13 protein-coding genes are annotated in these 14938 nt (G+C 71.7%); 3 read left to right on the top strand and 10 right to left on the bottom strand.

Features of this window, described 5'->3' with window-relative positions; all coding sequences use genetic code 11:
- Nucleotides 1-3: 3 nt before the first annotated feature.
- On the bottom strand, nt 4-519 hold the full coding sequence (locus FOF52_RS16260) for a SigE family RNA polymerase sigma factor (protein WP_248590791.1): 516 nt from the start codon (nt 517-519) through the stop codon (nt 4-6).
- A 372-nt stretch (nt 520-891) separates the two neighbouring features.
- Between FOF52_RS16260 and FOF52_RS16255 the strand changes: the two genes are divergently transcribed.
- Together FOF52_RS16255 and FOF52_RS16250 are read left to right on the top strand one after the other, a co-directional pair.
- Nucleotides 892-1821 carry a hypothetical protein gene (locus tag FOF52_RS16255; protein WP_425265555.1) on the top strand — a complete coding sequence of 310 codons (930 nt, stop codon included), beginning with the start codon at nt 892-894 and terminating at the stop codon, nt 1819-1821.
- A complete protein-coding gene (locus FOF52_RS16250; RefSeq protein WP_248590790.1) occupies nt 1818-2618 on the top strand; it encodes a MauE/DoxX family redox-associated membrane protein in 801 nt (266 codons plus the stop codon). Before FOF52_RS16255 ends, FOF52_RS16250 begins: the two co-directional genes overlap by 4 nt.
- Before the next feature lie 200 nt (nt 2619-2818).
- On the opposite strand, the gene FOF52_RS16245 is transcribed toward FOF52_RS16250, so the two are convergent.
- Nucleotides 2819-3544 (bottom strand): hypothetical protein, encoded by a 726-nt coding sequence (locus FOF52_RS16245; protein WP_248590789.1) that lies wholly within the window; start codon nt 3542-3544, stop codon nt 2819-2821.
- 197 nt (nt 3545-3741) lie between these two features.
- On the opposite strand from FOF52_RS16245, the gene hisC reads away from it, so the two are divergent.
- On the top strand, nt 3742-4827 hold the full coding sequence (gene hisC / locus FOF52_RS16240; protein ID WP_248590788.1) for a histidinol-phosphate transaminase: 1086 nt from the start codon (nt 3742-3744) through the stop codon (nt 4825-4827).
- A 46-nt stretch (nt 4828-4873) separates the two neighbouring features.
- Here hisC and FOF52_RS16235 read toward each other — a convergent pair whose 3' ends face one another.
- From FOF52_RS16235 to fbaA, 8 genes are all read right to left on the bottom strand, one after another.
- Complete coding sequence (locus FOF52_RS16235; RefSeq protein WP_248590787.1) at nt 4874-6130, bottom strand: transcriptional regulator; 1257 nt, start codon at nt 6128-6130, stop codon at nt 4874-4876.
- Between the two features lie 264 nt (nt 6131-6394).
- Nucleotides 6395-7690 carry a UDP-N-acetylglucosamine 1-carboxyvinyltransferase gene (gene murA / locus FOF52_RS16230; protein WP_248590786.1) on the bottom strand — a complete coding sequence of 432 codons (1296 nt, stop codon included), beginning with the start codon at nt 7688-7690 and terminating at the stop codon, nt 6395-6397.
- A gap of 391 nt (nt 7691-8081) precedes the next feature.
- Nucleotides 8082-9005: a phosphoribosylaminoimidazolesuccinocarboxamide synthase gene (locus FOF52_RS16225; RefSeq protein ID WP_248590785.1), complete on the bottom strand. Its 924-nt coding sequence runs from the start codon at nt 9003-9005 to the stop codon at nt 8082-8084.
- Between the two features lie 73 nt (nt 9006-9078).
- Nucleotides 9079-10386: an adenylosuccinate lyase gene (gene purB / locus FOF52_RS16220; protein ID WP_248590784.1), complete on the bottom strand. Its 1308-nt coding sequence runs from the start codon at nt 10384-10386 to the stop codon at nt 9079-9081.
- 121 nt (nt 10387-10507) lie between these two features.
- Entirely contained in the window at nt 10508-11761 is a 1254-nt protein-coding gene (purD, locus tag FOF52_RS16215; protein WP_248590783.1) for a phosphoribosylamine--glycine ligase, read from the bottom strand.
- A gap of 106 nt (nt 11762-11867) precedes the next feature.
- Entirely contained in the window at nt 11868-13151 is a 1284-nt protein-coding gene (locus tag FOF52_RS16210) for an adenylosuccinate synthase (RefSeq protein WP_248590782.1), read from the bottom strand.
- 169 nt (nt 13152-13320) lie between these two features.
- Entirely contained in the window at nt 13321-13737 is a 417-nt protein-coding gene (locus tag FOF52_RS16205; protein WP_248590781.1) for a DUF3151 domain-containing protein, read from the bottom strand.
- A gap of 100 nt (nt 13738-13837) precedes the next feature.
- Nucleotides 13838-14860 (bottom strand): class II fructose-bisphosphate aldolase, encoded by a 1023-nt coding sequence (fbaA, locus tag FOF52_RS16200; RefSeq protein ID WP_248590780.1) that lies wholly within the window; start codon nt 14858-14860, stop codon nt 13838-13840.
- Between the last annotated feature and the right edge of the window lie 78 nt (nt 14861-14938).

Here is a 14938-nt window from a genome sequence, read left to right as displayed (position 1 = left end):
TGGTCAGGGGGTCGTGCGCTCGATGACCAGGTCGGCGTCGTGGCGTAGTTTGGCCACGGCGCGGGAGACGGTGCTCTTGACCGTGCCGACGCTCACGCCCAGCACAGAGGCGATCTCGGTCTCGGACAGGTCCTCGTAGTAGCGCAGGATCACGGCCAGCCGCTGCCGGTGCGGCAGCCGGTTGACCGCGCGGTTGACGGTGTCGGCCAGGTCGGTGCGCCAACTCGGGTCGTCGATCCGCTGCTCGGGGATCTCGTCGGTGGGGTAGACGTCCAGATGCCGCCGCCGCCACTCGGAGATCTGCGTGTTGACCATCGCGCGGCGCACGTACCCGTCCCGGGCGCTCGGGCTGGTGATGCGGTCCCAGGCGAAGAAGGTCTTGATCAGGGCGGCCTGGAGCAGGTCCTCGGCGTCGGCGTCGTTGCTGGTCAGCGACCGAGCCATGCGCCGCAGTGCGGGACCGCGGCGCCGCACGTACTCGGTGAACTCGTCGTACGTGGCTCGCGTCGCTTCGTTCACACGACCACCGACCCCCGAGGTACGTGTTTTCGGTCACATCACCACGTTCTTCACTGTGACATGGGAAGCGTCATCGTTTGCCCTGTTCGGGGGCATCTTCTGACAAACAGGTCGGAAGGCGCCGCGGTCCCGTGGAATCCGGCGTCGTCGTCTGTGGGGCCGGTGCGGCGCTCCGGGAGCCGCGCCGGACGCCTCCCCCCGCCGACGGCGCACGTCAGGGACGGTCTCCGCCCGGCCGGCTCCGGCCCTGGGGGAGAATGGGAGGTGGTTTCCACAGCGTGTGGACAGCGGCACGACGCCGCGCCGACCCCCAGTGGAGAGGACGCACTCGTGGCAGCGGACCTGGCAGCGGAGGGACACGACCGTCGCCGCATGACCGCCGCCCTGCTCGGCCCGGCCGCGGCACCGGAACCCGACCCCGCCCCCGCCCACGTCGTCCGGGGAACGCTCACCGACATCAGCCCGCACATGCTCGGCCTGGCCACCCCCGGCGGCGAGCGGCGCTTCATCCTCACCCCGCAGACGACCTTCTGGCACGGCGGCGACCGCGCGGCCCGCGACCTGCGCCCCGGCCAGGACGTGCTGCTGCGCTGCGTGCCCGGAGCCGAGCTCGTCGTCGAGCGGGTCTGGGCGGACCTCGCCCGGGCCGCCGGGGTGATCACCGCGGCCGACGGCGACACCCTGGAGGTCGCCACCGGACACGACCGCGCCCCGGTCACCGTGGCCATCCCGTACCGGGCCTCCGGCCGGATGCGGGTACGCCACCCCCGCCTGGAACCGGGATACCTGTTCGACGCCGTCGGCGTGCGCGACGGCGACGCCGTCCGCGCCCTCGTGCCCGCGACCACCCAGCCGCCCTACCCCGTCGTGGAGACGCCGCGGCGCCCCCCGACGAACCGGGGGAGCATGCGGGTGACGGGGACGGCCGCCTGGTACGACCCGGTGCTGGGCCGCGACGTCCACGCCGACGCGCGGGGCACGCTCATGGGTGTGGCCTACCCGGCCCTGGACCGGACCGGTGACTGCGGTCCGGTCTGCGACCGGGCGACCTCGTGCGCGCCGCTGCCGCTGCTGTCCCTCGGCGCGACGGTCCGCCTGGTCAACGAGTGCGCCCGGACCGCCGCGGTGCTTCCCGTGGTGGCCTGCGGTGCGGCCGCCAGCCACTTCTGCGACCGCTGCACCGTCTGCGACTCCCCGGCCAGCGGCCGGATCGCCGAACTGACCCTCGCCGCCTTCGTGGCGTTGGGCGGACAGCCCGAGACCGGGTGCTGTACCGCGACCCTGACCGCAGGTGGACCGTGATCGAGACGTTCCGTGAGACCCAGTTGTGGATCCTGGCCGCCGTGCTGCTGCTCGGCGCCGCGGCCAAGGCGGCGGATCGCACCCCCCAGGGGCCGGCGGTGCTGCTCCCCGTGGCTCTGCGCCAGCCGTTCTCACTGGCCCACGCGGTGCTGGAGGCTGTGCTGGCGGTGGCGCTGCTGGCCCTGGCCGGACCGGTCGCGCAGGCCGCCCGGGTGGTCTGCGCCGCGATGTTCGCCGTCGGCCTGGTCGCCCTCCTCCGGTTGCGCAGACGTGATCCGGAGCTGGGGTGCGGCTGTTTCGGCGGACTGAGCACCGAACCCGTCGGATGGCGCAGTCTGACCCGCAGCGGCCTGTTCCTCGCCGCGGCGGCGGCCACGATCGGGCTGCCCCGCTCCGGTTGGGCGGTACTGGCCGACTCCTCCCCCTGGCACTGGGGGCTGCTGGCCGCGGAGGTCGCGGTCGTCGCGGCGCTGTCCCCGGAGCTCCGGGAGCTCGGGAGGCGGATGCGCTCCCCTGTCCCGTGCGAGCTGCGCGAGGTGTCACGCACGCGGATGCTGCGGCGGCTGCGGGCCAGCGGGGAGTGGCGGGAGCGGCGGCGCCTGCTGGTCTCGGCCGAACCGGTGGACGTCTGGCGGCACGGATGCTGGTGGCTGGCCCGGTTCGCCGGACGGGACGGGGAGCGGACGGTCGACGTGGTCTTCGCGGTCGGGGTGTCCGGACGCCGTCCCGAGGTGCGGGCCCTGGTCGCGGACGCGTCGGCGGACAGCCCCACGGGGGCGCGAGGAGCGGCGGGATGAGGCCGCGGCGGGCGCGGTCAGCCGGGCCGGGAGGGCGGGGGAGAGGGCTGTCCCGCCAGGCCGGACCGGATCGCCCCGCGGTCCGACGTGGACGCTGCCGTGGTCACGCCCTCTCCCCCCACTGGAGTCGAACGTGCGTTCGAACTGCCGTCCACTCTAGTGGATCGGCCCGGGGGGCGCCAGCCGTGGCGGCCGGGGAGTCACCCCAGGACCTCGCTCTGGTACTCCAGGGCGGCGGCGGCGAAGTCCGCGACCCGCTGCTCCGTCTCGGGTCCGCCGATCATGGAGACCGAGCCCAGGCGTCCGCCCTCCCGGTAGAGGAGGCTGTAGAGCAGCACCGCCTCCCCGTCCCCGGACTCCGTCGCCACGACGAAGCCGCGGGACTGGTCGCCGATGGTCTCCAGGTCGAGTTCGCGCACCGTGTACGAGTGGGAGGCGCCGTCCTCCAGGGTCGCCTCGTAGGTGGCGCACTCCTCGACGGGCACGGTGTCGATGGCCTGCGTGGCGAGGTCCTCGGGAAGCTCCAGCAGAGTGTGGGTGAGGGAGCCGTCCGCTCCCCGGAAGAGCGCCACCGAGGCGGGTGCCTCCTGCACCTCCGGCAGTTCCTGCCACTGGCTCGCGGCGTCCGCGCACTCCGGCTTGTCCAGGACCAGCGCCTCGCGCTTCTCCGCCGCCTCGCGCACCACGTCGAGTCGGCTGTAGACACCGGTGCGGCTCTCCTCCTCCACGCGTTCGAGCCCCTGGAACCCGCTCAACTGGGCCTCGTGCAGTCGCGCCGCGACCTCCTCCGGGGACCCGTCGGCCGAGCGGCCCGCGTCCTCGGAGGCGGTCCCGGAGTCGCTTCCGCAGCCCGCCAGCACCCAGGCCAGTGCTGCGGCCCCCAGGGACGCGGCGGCGGTCGTGCGCAGCTTCTTGGGAGAATTCATGAGACGTGGTTCCTGTTCTCTGGTGGTGTTGTGCCCGGAGGCGGTGAAGGGCGGCGGCCGCGGGGACGGGGTGTGCGGCCCCGGCTGCGGGCGCCCGCGCGGTTTTCTCGGTGGACGAAGGGGTGGTGCTCCCTCAGGGGAAAGCGAACTCCGACTCCGAGAAGTAATCAGATGATTGCACAAAGTATCAGGGAAGGATGACGGTGTCGGAGCGGAAAACCTCGTACCTCCGGTCGGTACTCGACTCGGTCCCGCCCTACCGGCCCGGACGCAAGGTCGTCGGGCCGGACGGGAGGTCGGCCAAGCTCTCCTCCAACGAAAGCCCCTTCGGCCCGCTGCCCTCGGTGCGCCGGGCCGTCGCGGACGCGGCGGCGGACCTCAACCGCTACCCCGACCCCGCGGCGGCCGCCTTGACGGCCGCCCTCGCCCGCCGCTTCGAGGTTCCCGCGGAGCACGTGGCGCTGGGCGCGGGGTCGGTGGGCCTCCTCCAGCAGCTGCTGGAGGCCGTCGCGGAACCAGGGGCGGAGGTGGTCTACGCGTGGCGCTCGTTCGAGGCCTACCCGCTGCTGGTCGGCCTGTCGGGGGCCGCCTCCGTGCAGGTGCCGCTGCGCGCGGAGAGCCACGACCTGGACGCGCTCGCCGCCGCCGTCACCGACCGCACCCGCATGCTGTTCGTGTGCAACCCGAACAACCCCACCGGCACGGCGGTGCGCGAGGCAGAACTCGCCGCGTTCCTCGACGCCGTCCCCGACCACGTGCTGGTGGTCCTGGACGAGGCCTACCGCGAGTACGTCCGCGCCCCGCAGGTGCCCGACGGGATGCGGCTGTACCGGGACCGCCCCAACGTCGCCGTGCTGCGCACCTTTTCCAAGGCCTACGGACTGGCCGCGCTGCGCGTGGGCTTCCTCGTCGCCCACCCCCACGTGGCCGAGGCCGTGCGCAAGACGATGGTGCCCTTCGCGGTCAACCACCTCGCCCAGGCGGCGGCGGTGGCCTCCCTGGACGCCGAACAGGAACTGCTGGAACGGGTCGACGCCACCGTCAAGGAGCGGGAGCGGGTCCGCGACGCGCTGCTCGCCGACGGCTGGACCGTTCCCGAAACCGAGGCCAACTTCGTCTGGCTGAGGCTCGGCGAGGACACCCTCGACTTCGCCGCCGCCTGCGAACGGGCCGGTGTCACGGTCCGCCCCTTCGCGGGGGAGGGCGCCCGGGTCAGCATCGGACTGCCCGAGGACAACGACGCCTTCCTGGCGGTGGCCCGCGCCCACCCGCGACGGCACTGAGCGGAGACGCCGAGGGGCCGGGCTGCGGTCCCGGCCCCTCGACGGGCTACTTGTTGTTGTCCGCCTTGTCCTTGTCCAGCTTCTCCACGATGAGCCGGTACAGCTGGCGGGGACGGCCCGGCTGCAGGGTGCGGTTGGGCGGGAGCGGCCAGGCCAGGCCCTCCTCCACCAGGGTGCGCAGCAGCCGCCGGGCCGTGCGCGGGGTCACCCCCAGCATCCGGCCCGCGCTCTCGGCGTCGACCACCAGGGGCGCGTCCTCCTCGGCGATCTTCTCCGACAGCCGCATGAGGGTCTCGCGGCCCTTGGAGCGCAGCGGCTCCCCCGTCTGGCGCTGTGGGGCACGCTGGGCGGGCACCAGCGAGCGGCCCTCCCGGTCCACCGCGAAGCTCTGCCGGGTCGCCTGTGCGCGATTCAGCGCCGCCCTGGCGTGCGTCTCGGCGTCCTGGGTGGTGCGGCCCATGCCGATGCCGACCTCGATGGCGATGCCCAGTTCGGCCTTGGCCCGCTCCACGAACGGCGGTTTGCGGAACCCCTCGGTGGCCGTCACCAGCGACCCCCGGGTCGCGGTGATCATGAAGGTGTGGTCGTCCACCTGGTGGGCGGTGGCGTTGATCCGGTGCGCCTCCTGCATCAGCAGCCGGTGCAGCGACAGCCGCAGTTCGTCCCGCCAGTAGCGGGGCGTGGAGCGGCGGCTGGAGTCACGCAGTGTGGGCACGTCCACGATCACCACGCCGAGCTGGGCCTCCTCCAGGCGGTGGTGGGCGCCCAGCAGGCCCGCGGTCTGCAACGCACTGCGCACCCCCGCCGTGGTGGGGCGCAGCCGCAGGTTGGGCACGCCGATGGCGTCCAGCCGCTCGGCGACACCCCGCACACAGGTGATGGCCATCTTGGTGATCTTGCGCCGCCACAGCCCCTCGTGGAAGGCCGTGAGCGTGGCGGTCCCGGCCAGCTCCTCGTGGACGTGGAGGCCGTCCACCGGCAGGTCCACCTCGGAGTACGCCTCGACCACGTCGGCGCGGCTGAGTACGTCCAGACTGGCCCGGGTCGGGTCGAAGCGCTCGTCCAGGGTGGCGTGCAGCAGGGCCTCGTGCAGACTCGCCCCGCTGAGCGGGACGTAGGTGGCCGGCATCGTCAGCACGCCGGCTTTCCGGGCGAACTCGTACGGAACGGGACTCGCGAACAGGTACGCGTCGATGGCCGCCCCCAGCCGGAGCACCTTGTCGGTGGCTTCCTGCTCATCCCGATAGGCGGCTGCGATGAGTCTGGCGTTCAGGGGACCGGTCGACCCCGGGCCCATCAACATGACGCGTTCGACAACCTCGTGCGGCCCGATGACACCGATTGTCAGATCGCCAGTACGTTGCGCACTCACCTCGGGTTGCTCCCCGCTACCGTTTCACGCTCTGCACTCTGTGCGCCCACCGGTCCCGACCCATGTTCTTTCCATCGCGGCATTGCCGCGATCGTACCCATTGTTGAGAGCCAGTGAAGATCGTTTTCCCCAGAACGTCAAAACACGCGGGCGGGAAGGCACTCTTCCCGCCCGCAGTGAATCAGACTTTCCGGGCTAGTTGTGTTCTTCCCTGACGACATCGGCACCCAGCGCCGACAGGCGGGTGGCGAACTGCGAGTGACCGCGGTCCACCGGGTAGGCGGGAGCCACGATCGTCTCGCCCTCGGCCACCAGGCCCGCCAGGATCGCCGCCGCGCCGCTGCGCAGGTCGTGCGCGATGACCTCGGTGCCGCGCAGCACGGTGGGGCCGTGCACGATGGCGCGGGTGCCGTCGACCTCGATCTTGGCGCCCATCTTGGTGAGCTCGTCGGCGAGCGCGAACCGGCCGTCGTAGATGGCCTCGTGGATGTAGCTCTCCCCGTCGGCCAGCGTGGCCAGCGCCATCAGCGGCGACTGCAGGTCCGTGGCGAAGCCGGGGAACGGGGAGGTGACGGCGTTGATCGGCCGCAGCGGCACGGAGGGGTCGCGGCGCACCCGCAGGACCGCGCCGTGCTGGGTGAACTGGACGCCCATCTGCTCCAGCTTCCACCGGGCCACGCCCAGGTGGTCCAGGTTCGCCCCGACCAGGCTGACGTCGCCGCCGGTGGCCGCCGTCATCATCGCGAACACGCCGGCGTCGATCCGGTCCGACATGACGGTGTGCTCGACCGCGGTGAGCTCGGGAACCCCCTCGACGGTGATCAGGCCGGTGCCGCCCCCGCTGATCTTGGCACCCATGCTGCCCAGGAACTCGATGACGTCGAGGACCTCGGGCTCCAGCGCGGCGTGCTCGATGACGGTGGTGCCCGGGGTGAGCACCGCGGCCATGATCAGGTTCTCGGTGCCGGTGTGCGACGGGGTGTCCAGGTAGAGGCGGCCGCCCCGGAGGTTCTCCGCGCGCACGTTGATGTGGTTGCGCTCGGGGTCCTCGGTCACCTCGGCGCCCAGGCGGGCGAAGCCCCGGTAGTGGAAGTCGAGGTTGCGGCTGCCGAGGTTGCAGCCGCCCACGCCCTCGATGCGGGCGCGGCCCATGCGGTGCATGAGCGCGGGGACGAAGAGCACGGAGCCGCGGAAGCGGGACGCGATGGCCGCGGGCAGCACCGCCCGCGAGGGATCGCTCAACTGGGTGGCGTCGATGACGATGGTCCGCTCCGCCTCGTGGAACTCGACCTTGGCGCCCACGTACTCGGCGAGTTCCAGAGCACGACGGACGTCTTCGATGACGGGAACGTTCCGCAACACCGTCCTGCCCTTGGACGCGAGCAGGGCCGCGCCGATCATCGGCAAGACAGCGTTTTTCGCCCCCTGGATGAACGCGGTTCCGTTCAGGGCATGACCGCCGCGGACGCGGTAGCGAACCTCCTGGCCCATGCTCTTTGGCTCCTTCGTGAGGCAGAAAAATTCAAGGGTGTTCTTACCGGTGTGACCTGATCCCGAAGTATCTGACGAGGAAAGTGCGCGGCGGGTTCCGACAAGTAAGGGGACTGGTGTCAGCCGTTCCGTTGCGTCTCAGCGGCAACGCACTTCCCGGTCCGCGGATGACGCGGTGATCACAGGTCCAACGGCATGGTCACACCACCTGTGGCCGATTTCCTGGCTTTGGGTAGTTCTATAACGCTTTCCGGCGCCACGGTAGATACTTCACACCTGTTCGGGGTGCTCAGGACGCCGAGCACCACTTTACGTCGCACCGGTGCGAAACGGGCACAATCCCGGGTGGGCGGCGTTGCGCGATCAGCCACACAACCCCCTCCCACCTGCGTCAACGTCGCGAATCCCGGACGAAATCGGCGGTTCGGCCGGTCAACCGCTCGAACACCTCGACATACCGGGCGCGGGTGTGCTCCACCACGTCGTCGGGGAGCGGCGGGGGCGGCGTCTCCGCGGCGCGGTCCCAGCCCGAGGCGGGGGAGGCCAGCCAGTCACGGATGATCTGCTTGTCGAACGAGGGCTGCGCCCGGCCCGGACGCCACTCCTCCTTCGGCCAGAACCGCGACGAGTCGGGCGTGAAGACCTCGTCGGCCAGCACCAGCGAGCCGTCGGCGTCCCGCCCGAACTCGAACTTGGTGTCGGCCAGCAGGATGCCGCGCTCCTCGGCGACCGCCCGGCCCCGCTCGTACAGGTCCAGGGTCAGCTCCCGCAGCCGGGCCGCCAGCGCCGGGCCGTGCAGCTCTGCCACGGTGTCGAACGAGACGTTCTCGTCGTGCTCGCCCACCTCGGCCTTGATCGCCGGGGTGAAGATCGCCCGGTCCAGCCGGGACCCGTCCACCAGCCCCCCGGGCAGCGGCACCCCGCACACCGACCCGGTGGCGGTGTACTCGCTCAGCCCGGAGCCGGTCAGGTAGCCGCGTGCCACGCACTCCACCGGCACCATGTCGAGCCGGCGGCAGACCAGGGTGCGCCCCGCCCAGTCCTCCGGAGCACCCGGCGGGGGAGTGTCCGAGATCACGTGGTTGTCCACCAGGTCGGACAGCTGGTCGAACCACCACAGCGACAACTGGGTGAGCAGCCGCCCCTTGTCGGGGATCTCGGTGGGCAGCACCCAGTCGAAGGCCGAGACCCGGTCGCTGGCCACCATGACCAGCTCCCCCGACCCGGTGGCGTACAGGTCCCGCACCTTGCCGGTGTGCAGGTGGGTGAGGCCCGGCACCTCGACGGGCACCGGCTTGGCGACAAAACCGCTCATCGTGGTCTTTCCGATCTGCGTGGGGGCGCCGCCGGCAGAGCCGCCGGCGGCGCGAACGGCCCGGGACGGCGGCTCAGCTCAGGTTCTTCAACCGGTCGAAGACCCGGTCCAGACGGCGGACGAACCGCTCCGGCCGGCACACCTCGTCCAGCCGCGCCTCGTCCAGCTCCACGCCGCTCTCGGCGGCCCGCTCCCGCAGGGACTGCCGGAAGGCGACCCCGGTCTCCCAGGTGCGCATCGCGGCGGACTGCACCAGCGCGTAGACGTCCTCCCGGGACAGACCGGTCTCGATCAGCTCGGAGACCACCGTGGAGGAGTAGATCAGGCCGTTGGTGGAGTCCAGGTTGTACCGCATCCGCTCGGTGTCCACGACCAGACCACGCACCAGGCGGGTGGTCAGATGCAGCAGGTAGTCGGTGGCGATGGCGGCGTCCGGCAGCGCGATCCGCTCGGTGGAGGAGTGAGAGATGTCACGTTCGTGCCAGAGCGGGATGCCCTCCATGACCGGCACGATCTGGGCGCGCACGATCCGCGCCATGCCGCAGATGCGCTCCGACAGGATCGGGTTCTTCTTGTGGGGCATGGCGCTGGAGCCCTTCTGCCCCTTGCCGAACGGCTCCCACAGCTCCCGCACCTCGGTGCGCTGGCCGTGCCGGACCTCCAGCGCGATCGCCTCGCAGACGGTCGCGACGACCGCCAGCGCGCTCACCCACTCGGAGATGCCGTCACGCAGCACCACCTGGGTGGACACGTCCGCCGGACGCAGCCCCAGCTTCTCGGCGACGTAGTCCTCGACCCGGGGGTCGATGTTGGAGTAGGTGCCCACCGGACCGGAGATCGCCATCACACCCACGGCCTCGCGGGCGCGCCGCAGCCGGTCGCGGGAGCGCGCCATGCCGAACGCGAAGTCCGCCACCCGGTGGCCCCACACGTCGGGTTCGGCGTGGATGCCGTGGGTGCGGCCCACCCGCAGCGTCTCGCGGTGCTCCAGGGCGTGGTCGCGCAGCACCGCCACCAGCTCGTCGGCCTTGGCCAGCAGCACGTCGGTGGCCTCCACCAGCTGCGCGGCCAGCGCCGTGTCCAGCAGGTCGGAGGAGGTCATGCCGAAGTGCACCCACTTGGCGGCCTCCCGCGGCTCGGTGTTGTCGGCCCACGCGGTCAGGAACGCGATGACGTCGTGCTGGGTCACCGCCTCGATCTCGGCCACCCGCTCGGGCGTGGGCGGAGGAGCCTGGCGGACCGGCTCCACCGCGTCGGCGGGGATCGTCCCGGCCGCCGCGTGGGCCTCCATGACCAGGGTCTCCACCTGGCACCAGAGCTCGTACTTGTGGGCGTCGCTGAAGACGCGCCCCATTTCCGGAAGGGTGTAGCGCTCGATCACCCTCCCATTGTCGCAGAGCGCCGGGAAGCGGGGCGGACGGTGACGAGTTCGGCGGACCCGGGACCGCGGACCCGGGTCCGCCCCGGCCGCCGGGCCGGGGCGGCACGCCGCGAACCGCCGGTCAGAGCTGCCCCAGCGCCGCCTTCTCCGCGATGTCGGTGCGGTGGAACGAACCGCGCAGCTCGATCCTGGACACCGCCTCGTAGGCGCGCCGCCGCGCCTCGGCGAGGTCGGCGCCCGAGCCGACCACGCTCAGCACCCGGCCGCCGTTGGACCTGACGTCGCTCACCCCCTGCCACGCGGTGCCCGCGTGCAGCACGTAGGCGCCCTCCACGGCGTTGGCCTCCGCCAGCCCGCCCACCAGGTCGCCCTTGACCGGGTCGGCCGGGTAGCCCTCCGCGGCGACCACCACGGTCACGGCCGCGCCCGGACGCCACTCCAGGGCCGACACCCCGCCCAGGTTCCCGGTGTCGGTGGCCTGCAGCAGCGCGCCCAGCGGTGTCGCCAGCCGGTCCAGCACCACCTGGGTCTCCGGGTCGCCGAAGCGGGCGTTGAACTCCACCACCCGCACCCCGCGCGAGGTCAGCGCCAGCCCCGCGTACAGCAGCCCCTGGTAGGGGGTGCCGCGCCGGGCCAGCTCCGCGACGGTGGGCCGCACCACGGTCTCCATGACCTCGTCCACGAGGCCGGACGGAGCCCACGGCAGCGGCGCGTAGGCGCCCATGCCGCCGGTGTTGGGCCCCCGGTCGCCGTCGTGGGCGCGCTTGAAGTCCTGCGCGGGCAGCAGCGGCACCGTGTTGCGTCCGTCGCTGAGCGCGAACAGCGACACCTCGGGGCCGTCCAGGTACTCCTCGATGACGACCCGGCCGCACTCCTGGGCGTGCCGTTCGGCGAGCGCCCGGTCCTCGGTGACCACGACGCCCTTGCCCGCGGCCAGCCCGTCGTCCTTGACCACGTACGGCGGGCCGAACAGGTCCAGGGCCTCGGAGACCTGGGAGGCCGTGCGGCACACCCGCGCCTCGGCGGTGGGCACGCCCGCCGCCGCCATCACCTCCTTGGCGAACGCCTTGGAGCCTTCGATGCGGGCCGCCTCCCGGTCGGGGCCGAACACCGGGATGCCGCGCCGCCGCAGCTCGTCGGCGACACCGGCCACCAGCGGAGCCTCCGGGCCGATCACCACCAGCTCCGCGCCGATGCGCGCGGCCAGCTCGGTGACGGCCAGTCCGTCGGTGGCGTTGATGACGTGGTTCTCCGCCAGCTCCGAGGTCCCCGGGTTGCCGGGGGCGCAGTGCAGGCTGGTCACACCGGGGTCGAGGGACAACGCGCGCACCAGCGCGTGTTCGCGGCCTCCGCCGCCGATCACGAGGGCTTTCACAGCAATGGACCCTATTGGTTTCGATGGGGGAAAGGGGAAAGCAGCGCGGCGTTTCGGGGGCGCCGCGCCGGTCCGCGGAGCGGGGTGGCGCCCCGCGGGACGACGGCTACACGAGGGGACGCAGCTCCAGGGTCTGGTCGCGGCCCGGCCCGACCCCGATGGCCGAGATCGGCGCCCCCGACATCTCCTCCAGCGCCCGCACGTACGCCTGCGCGTTCTTCGGCAGCTCGTCGAAGGACCGCGCGCCGGTGATGTCCTCGTCCCAGCCGTCCAGGTACTCGTAGACCGGCTTGGCGTGGTGGAACTCCGTCTGCGTCATGGGCAGCTCGTCGTGCCGCACGCCGTCGATGTCGTAGGCCACGCACACCGGGATGCGCTCCAGCCCCGACAGCACGTCCAGCTTGGTGAGGAAGAAGTCGGTGATGCCGTTGATCCGGGCGGCGTAGCGGGCGATCGGCGCGTCGAACCAGCCGCAGCGGCGGTTGCGTCCCGTGGTGACGCCGTACTCGTGGCCCTGGGTGCGCAGCCACTCGCCCCACTCGTCCTCCAGCTCGGTGGGGAACGGCCCCGAGCCGACGCGGGTGGTGTAGGACTTCAGGATGCCGATGACCTTGGTGATGCGGGTGGGGCCGATACCGGAGCCCGCGCACGCGCCGCCCGCGGTGGGGGAGGAGGAGGTGACGAACGGGTAGGTGCCGTGGTCGATGTCCAGCAGGGTGCCCTGCGACCCCTCCAGGAACACGGTCTTGCCCTCGTCCAGCGCCCGGTTCAGCACCAGCGCGGTGTCGGCGACGTAGGGGCGGATCTTCTCGGCGTAGCCCAGGTACTCGTCGAGGATGCGCTCCACGTCCAGGCCGCGGCGGTTGTACACCTTGGTGAGGATCTGGTTCTTGTCGTTGAGCGCCAGCTCCAGCTTCTTGCGCAGGATCTTGGCGTCGAACATGTCCTGCACGCGCACGCCCGCCCGGGAGGTCTTGTCGGCGTAGGTCGGGCCGATGCCGCGGCCGGTGGTACCGATGCGGCCCTTGCCCAGGAAGCGCTCGCTGACCTTGTCCAGCGCCCGGTGGTAGGGCATGATCAGGTGCGCGTTGGCCGAGATGAGCAGGCGCGAGACGTCGACGCCGCGCGCGATCAGCCCGTCGAGCTCCTCGAACAGCACCGCCGGGTCGATGACGACGCCGTTGGCGATCACCGGGACGACGCCGGGGGAGAGGATGCCCGACGGCAGCAGGTGCAGGGCGTATTTCTGGTCGCCGATGACCACGGTGTGGCCGGCGTTGTTGCCGCCCTGGTAACGGACCACGTAGTCGACGCGGTCACCGACAAGGTCGGTCGCCTTCCCCTTCCCCTCGTCACCCCACTGGGCCCCAACGAGCGTGATCGCCGGCATCGCCGTCTACCTCTTCATTCCTCGAATCGGACCGAGACCTGCCCCGGACGTGCCGAAGCCCCTGGCGCAAGAAGCGGCAGGGGCTCTTGCACATAGAGGTTACACGACCGGTAAGTCCCGCTCAGAGGCCGAAGCGGGGACCGCGTCCGGCGGACCTGCGGCTCCGCGGTCAGCCCTGGAGTTCCCGGGCCGCGGTCTCGCTGCTGTCCCGCAGGAAGGCGGCGCACCGCTGCGCCTCCTCGGTCTCCTCGATCGCCTCGGCGGCCTTGCCGAGGTAGTACAGCGAACGCAGGAAGCCGCGGTTGGGCTCGTGCTCCCACGGGATCGGGCCGTGCCCCTTCCACCCGTTGCGGCGCAACTGGTCCAGGCCCCGGTGGTAGCCGGTGCGCGCGTAGGCGTAGGCGGCGATGTCCTCACCCGCCTCGTAGGCGCGTTCGGCGAGCGCGGCCCAGGCCGCCGAGTACTCGGGGAAGCGCGCCGCGACCTCGGCCGGATCGGTCCCCGCGGCCAGGGCCTCGCGCGCCTCCGGCAGGTCGGGCAGCTCGGTGGGCGGCGGACCGCCCAGCAGGTTCTGCTTCAGCTCCATGCCCCCCATCCTGCCAGGGGGCGCCCGGGAGAGCCGACACCGACGGGGCCCCCGGAAGCCGTGGTCCGGGGGCCCCGTGCCGCGGAGTACTCCGCGCCGGCTACTTCATGCGGGTGCCGGCGGACTTCAGCTGCTGCGCGGCCTCGACGACGCGGGCGGCCATGCCCGCCTCGGCGGCCTTGCCGTAGGACCGCGGGTCGTAGGCCTTCTTGTTGCCGACGTCGCCGTCGACCTTCAGCACACCGTCGTAGTTCTTCATGATGTGGTCGACGATGGGCCGGGTGAACGCGTACTGGGTGTCGGTGTCGATGTTCATCTTCACCACGCCGTAGGAGATCGCCTCGTGGATCTCCTCGACGCTGGACCCGGAGCCGCCGTGGAAGACCAGGTCGAACGGCTTCTCCTTGCCGTACTTGGCGCCCACCGCCTCCTGGATGTCCTTGAGCACGGAGGGACGCAGCTTCACGAAGCCCGGCTTGTACACGCCGTGCACGTTGCCGAAGGTCAGCGCGGCGATGTAGTAGCCCTTCTCGCCGAGGCCGAGCACCTCGGCGGTGCGCAGGCCGTCGCCGGGCGTGGTGTACAGCTTCTCGTTGAACTCGCCGACGATGCCGTCCTCCTCACCGCCGACGACGCCGACCTCGATCTCCAGGATGGTGCGGGCCTCCTTGGAGGCGGCCAGCAGCTCCTCGGCGATCTGCAGGTTCTCCTCAAGCTCCACCGCGGAGCCGTCCCACATGTGCGACTGGAACAGCGGCTCCTGTCCCCTGGCCACGCGCTCCTTGGAGATCTGCAGCAGCGGGCGCACGAAGCTGTCGAGCTTCTCCTTCGGGCAGTGGTCGGTGTGCAGCGCGATGTTCACCGGGTACTTGTCGGCCACGACCCGGGCGTACTCGGCGAAGGCCACCGCGCCGGTGACCATGTCCTTGACGGTCGTGCCGGACAGGAACTCGGCGCCGCCGGTGGAGATCTGCACGATGCCGTCGCTCTCAGCCTCGGCGAAACCGCGCAGGGCCGCGTGCAGGGTCTGGCTCGACGTCACGTTGATCGCCGGGTAGGCGAAGCCCTGGGCCTTCGCCCGGCTCAGCATCTCGGCGTAGACCTCAGGCGTTGCGATAGGCATGGTGTTGACTCCCCTGATTGGCCTGGAGTGGTGACGGAGCGGTTTCGGATGGTTCCGTCACCTCGATTTTTCCACGAC

Origin of the sequence: Thermobifida alba, assembly GCF_023208015.1 — a bacterium.
GTDB lineage: Bacteria > Actinomycetota > Actinomycetes > Streptosporangiales > Streptosporangiaceae > Thermobifida > Thermobifida alba.
This window is presented reverse-complemented; position numbering and strand designations above follow the sequence as displayed.

Excerpts from the sequence above, each read along its gene's own strand:
- FOF52_RS16255 (WP_425265555.1), top strand. The coding sequence starts at position 892 with ATGACCGCCGCCCTGCTCGGCCCGGCCGCGGCACCGGAACCCGACCCC.
- FOF52_RS16205 (WP_248590781.1), bottom strand. The coding sequence starts at position 13,737 with ATGGAGCTGAAGCAGAACCTGCTGGGCGGTCCGCCGCCCACCGAGCTG.
- fbaA (WP_248590780.1), bottom strand. The coding sequence starts at position 14,860 with ATGCCTATCGCAACGCCTGAGGTCTACGCCGAGATGCTGAGCCGGGCG.
- FOF52_RS16245 (WP_248590789.1), bottom strand. The coding sequence starts at position 3,544 with ATGAATTCTCCCAAGAAGCTGCGCACGACCGCCGCCGCGTCCCTGGGG.
- FOF52_RS16225 (WP_248590785.1), bottom strand. The coding sequence starts at position 9,005 with ATGAGCGGTTTTGTCGCCAAGCCGGTGCCCGTCGAGGTGCCGGGCCTC.
- murA (WP_248590786.1), bottom strand. The coding sequence starts at position 7,690 with ATGGGCCAGGAGGTTCGCTACCGCGTCCGCGGCGGTCATGCCCTGAAC.
- hisC (WP_248590788.1), top strand. The coding sequence starts at position 3,742 with ATGACGGTGTCGGAGCGGAAAACCTCGTACCTCCGGTCGGTACTCGAC.
- FOF52_RS16210 (WP_248590782.1), bottom strand. The coding sequence starts at position 13,151 with ATGCCGGCGATCACGCTCGTTGGGGCCCAGTGGGGTGACGAGGGGAAG.
- FOF52_RS16235 (WP_248590787.1), bottom strand. The coding sequence starts at position 6,130 with ATGTTGATGGGCCCGGGGTCGACCGGTCCCCTGAACGCCAGACTCATC.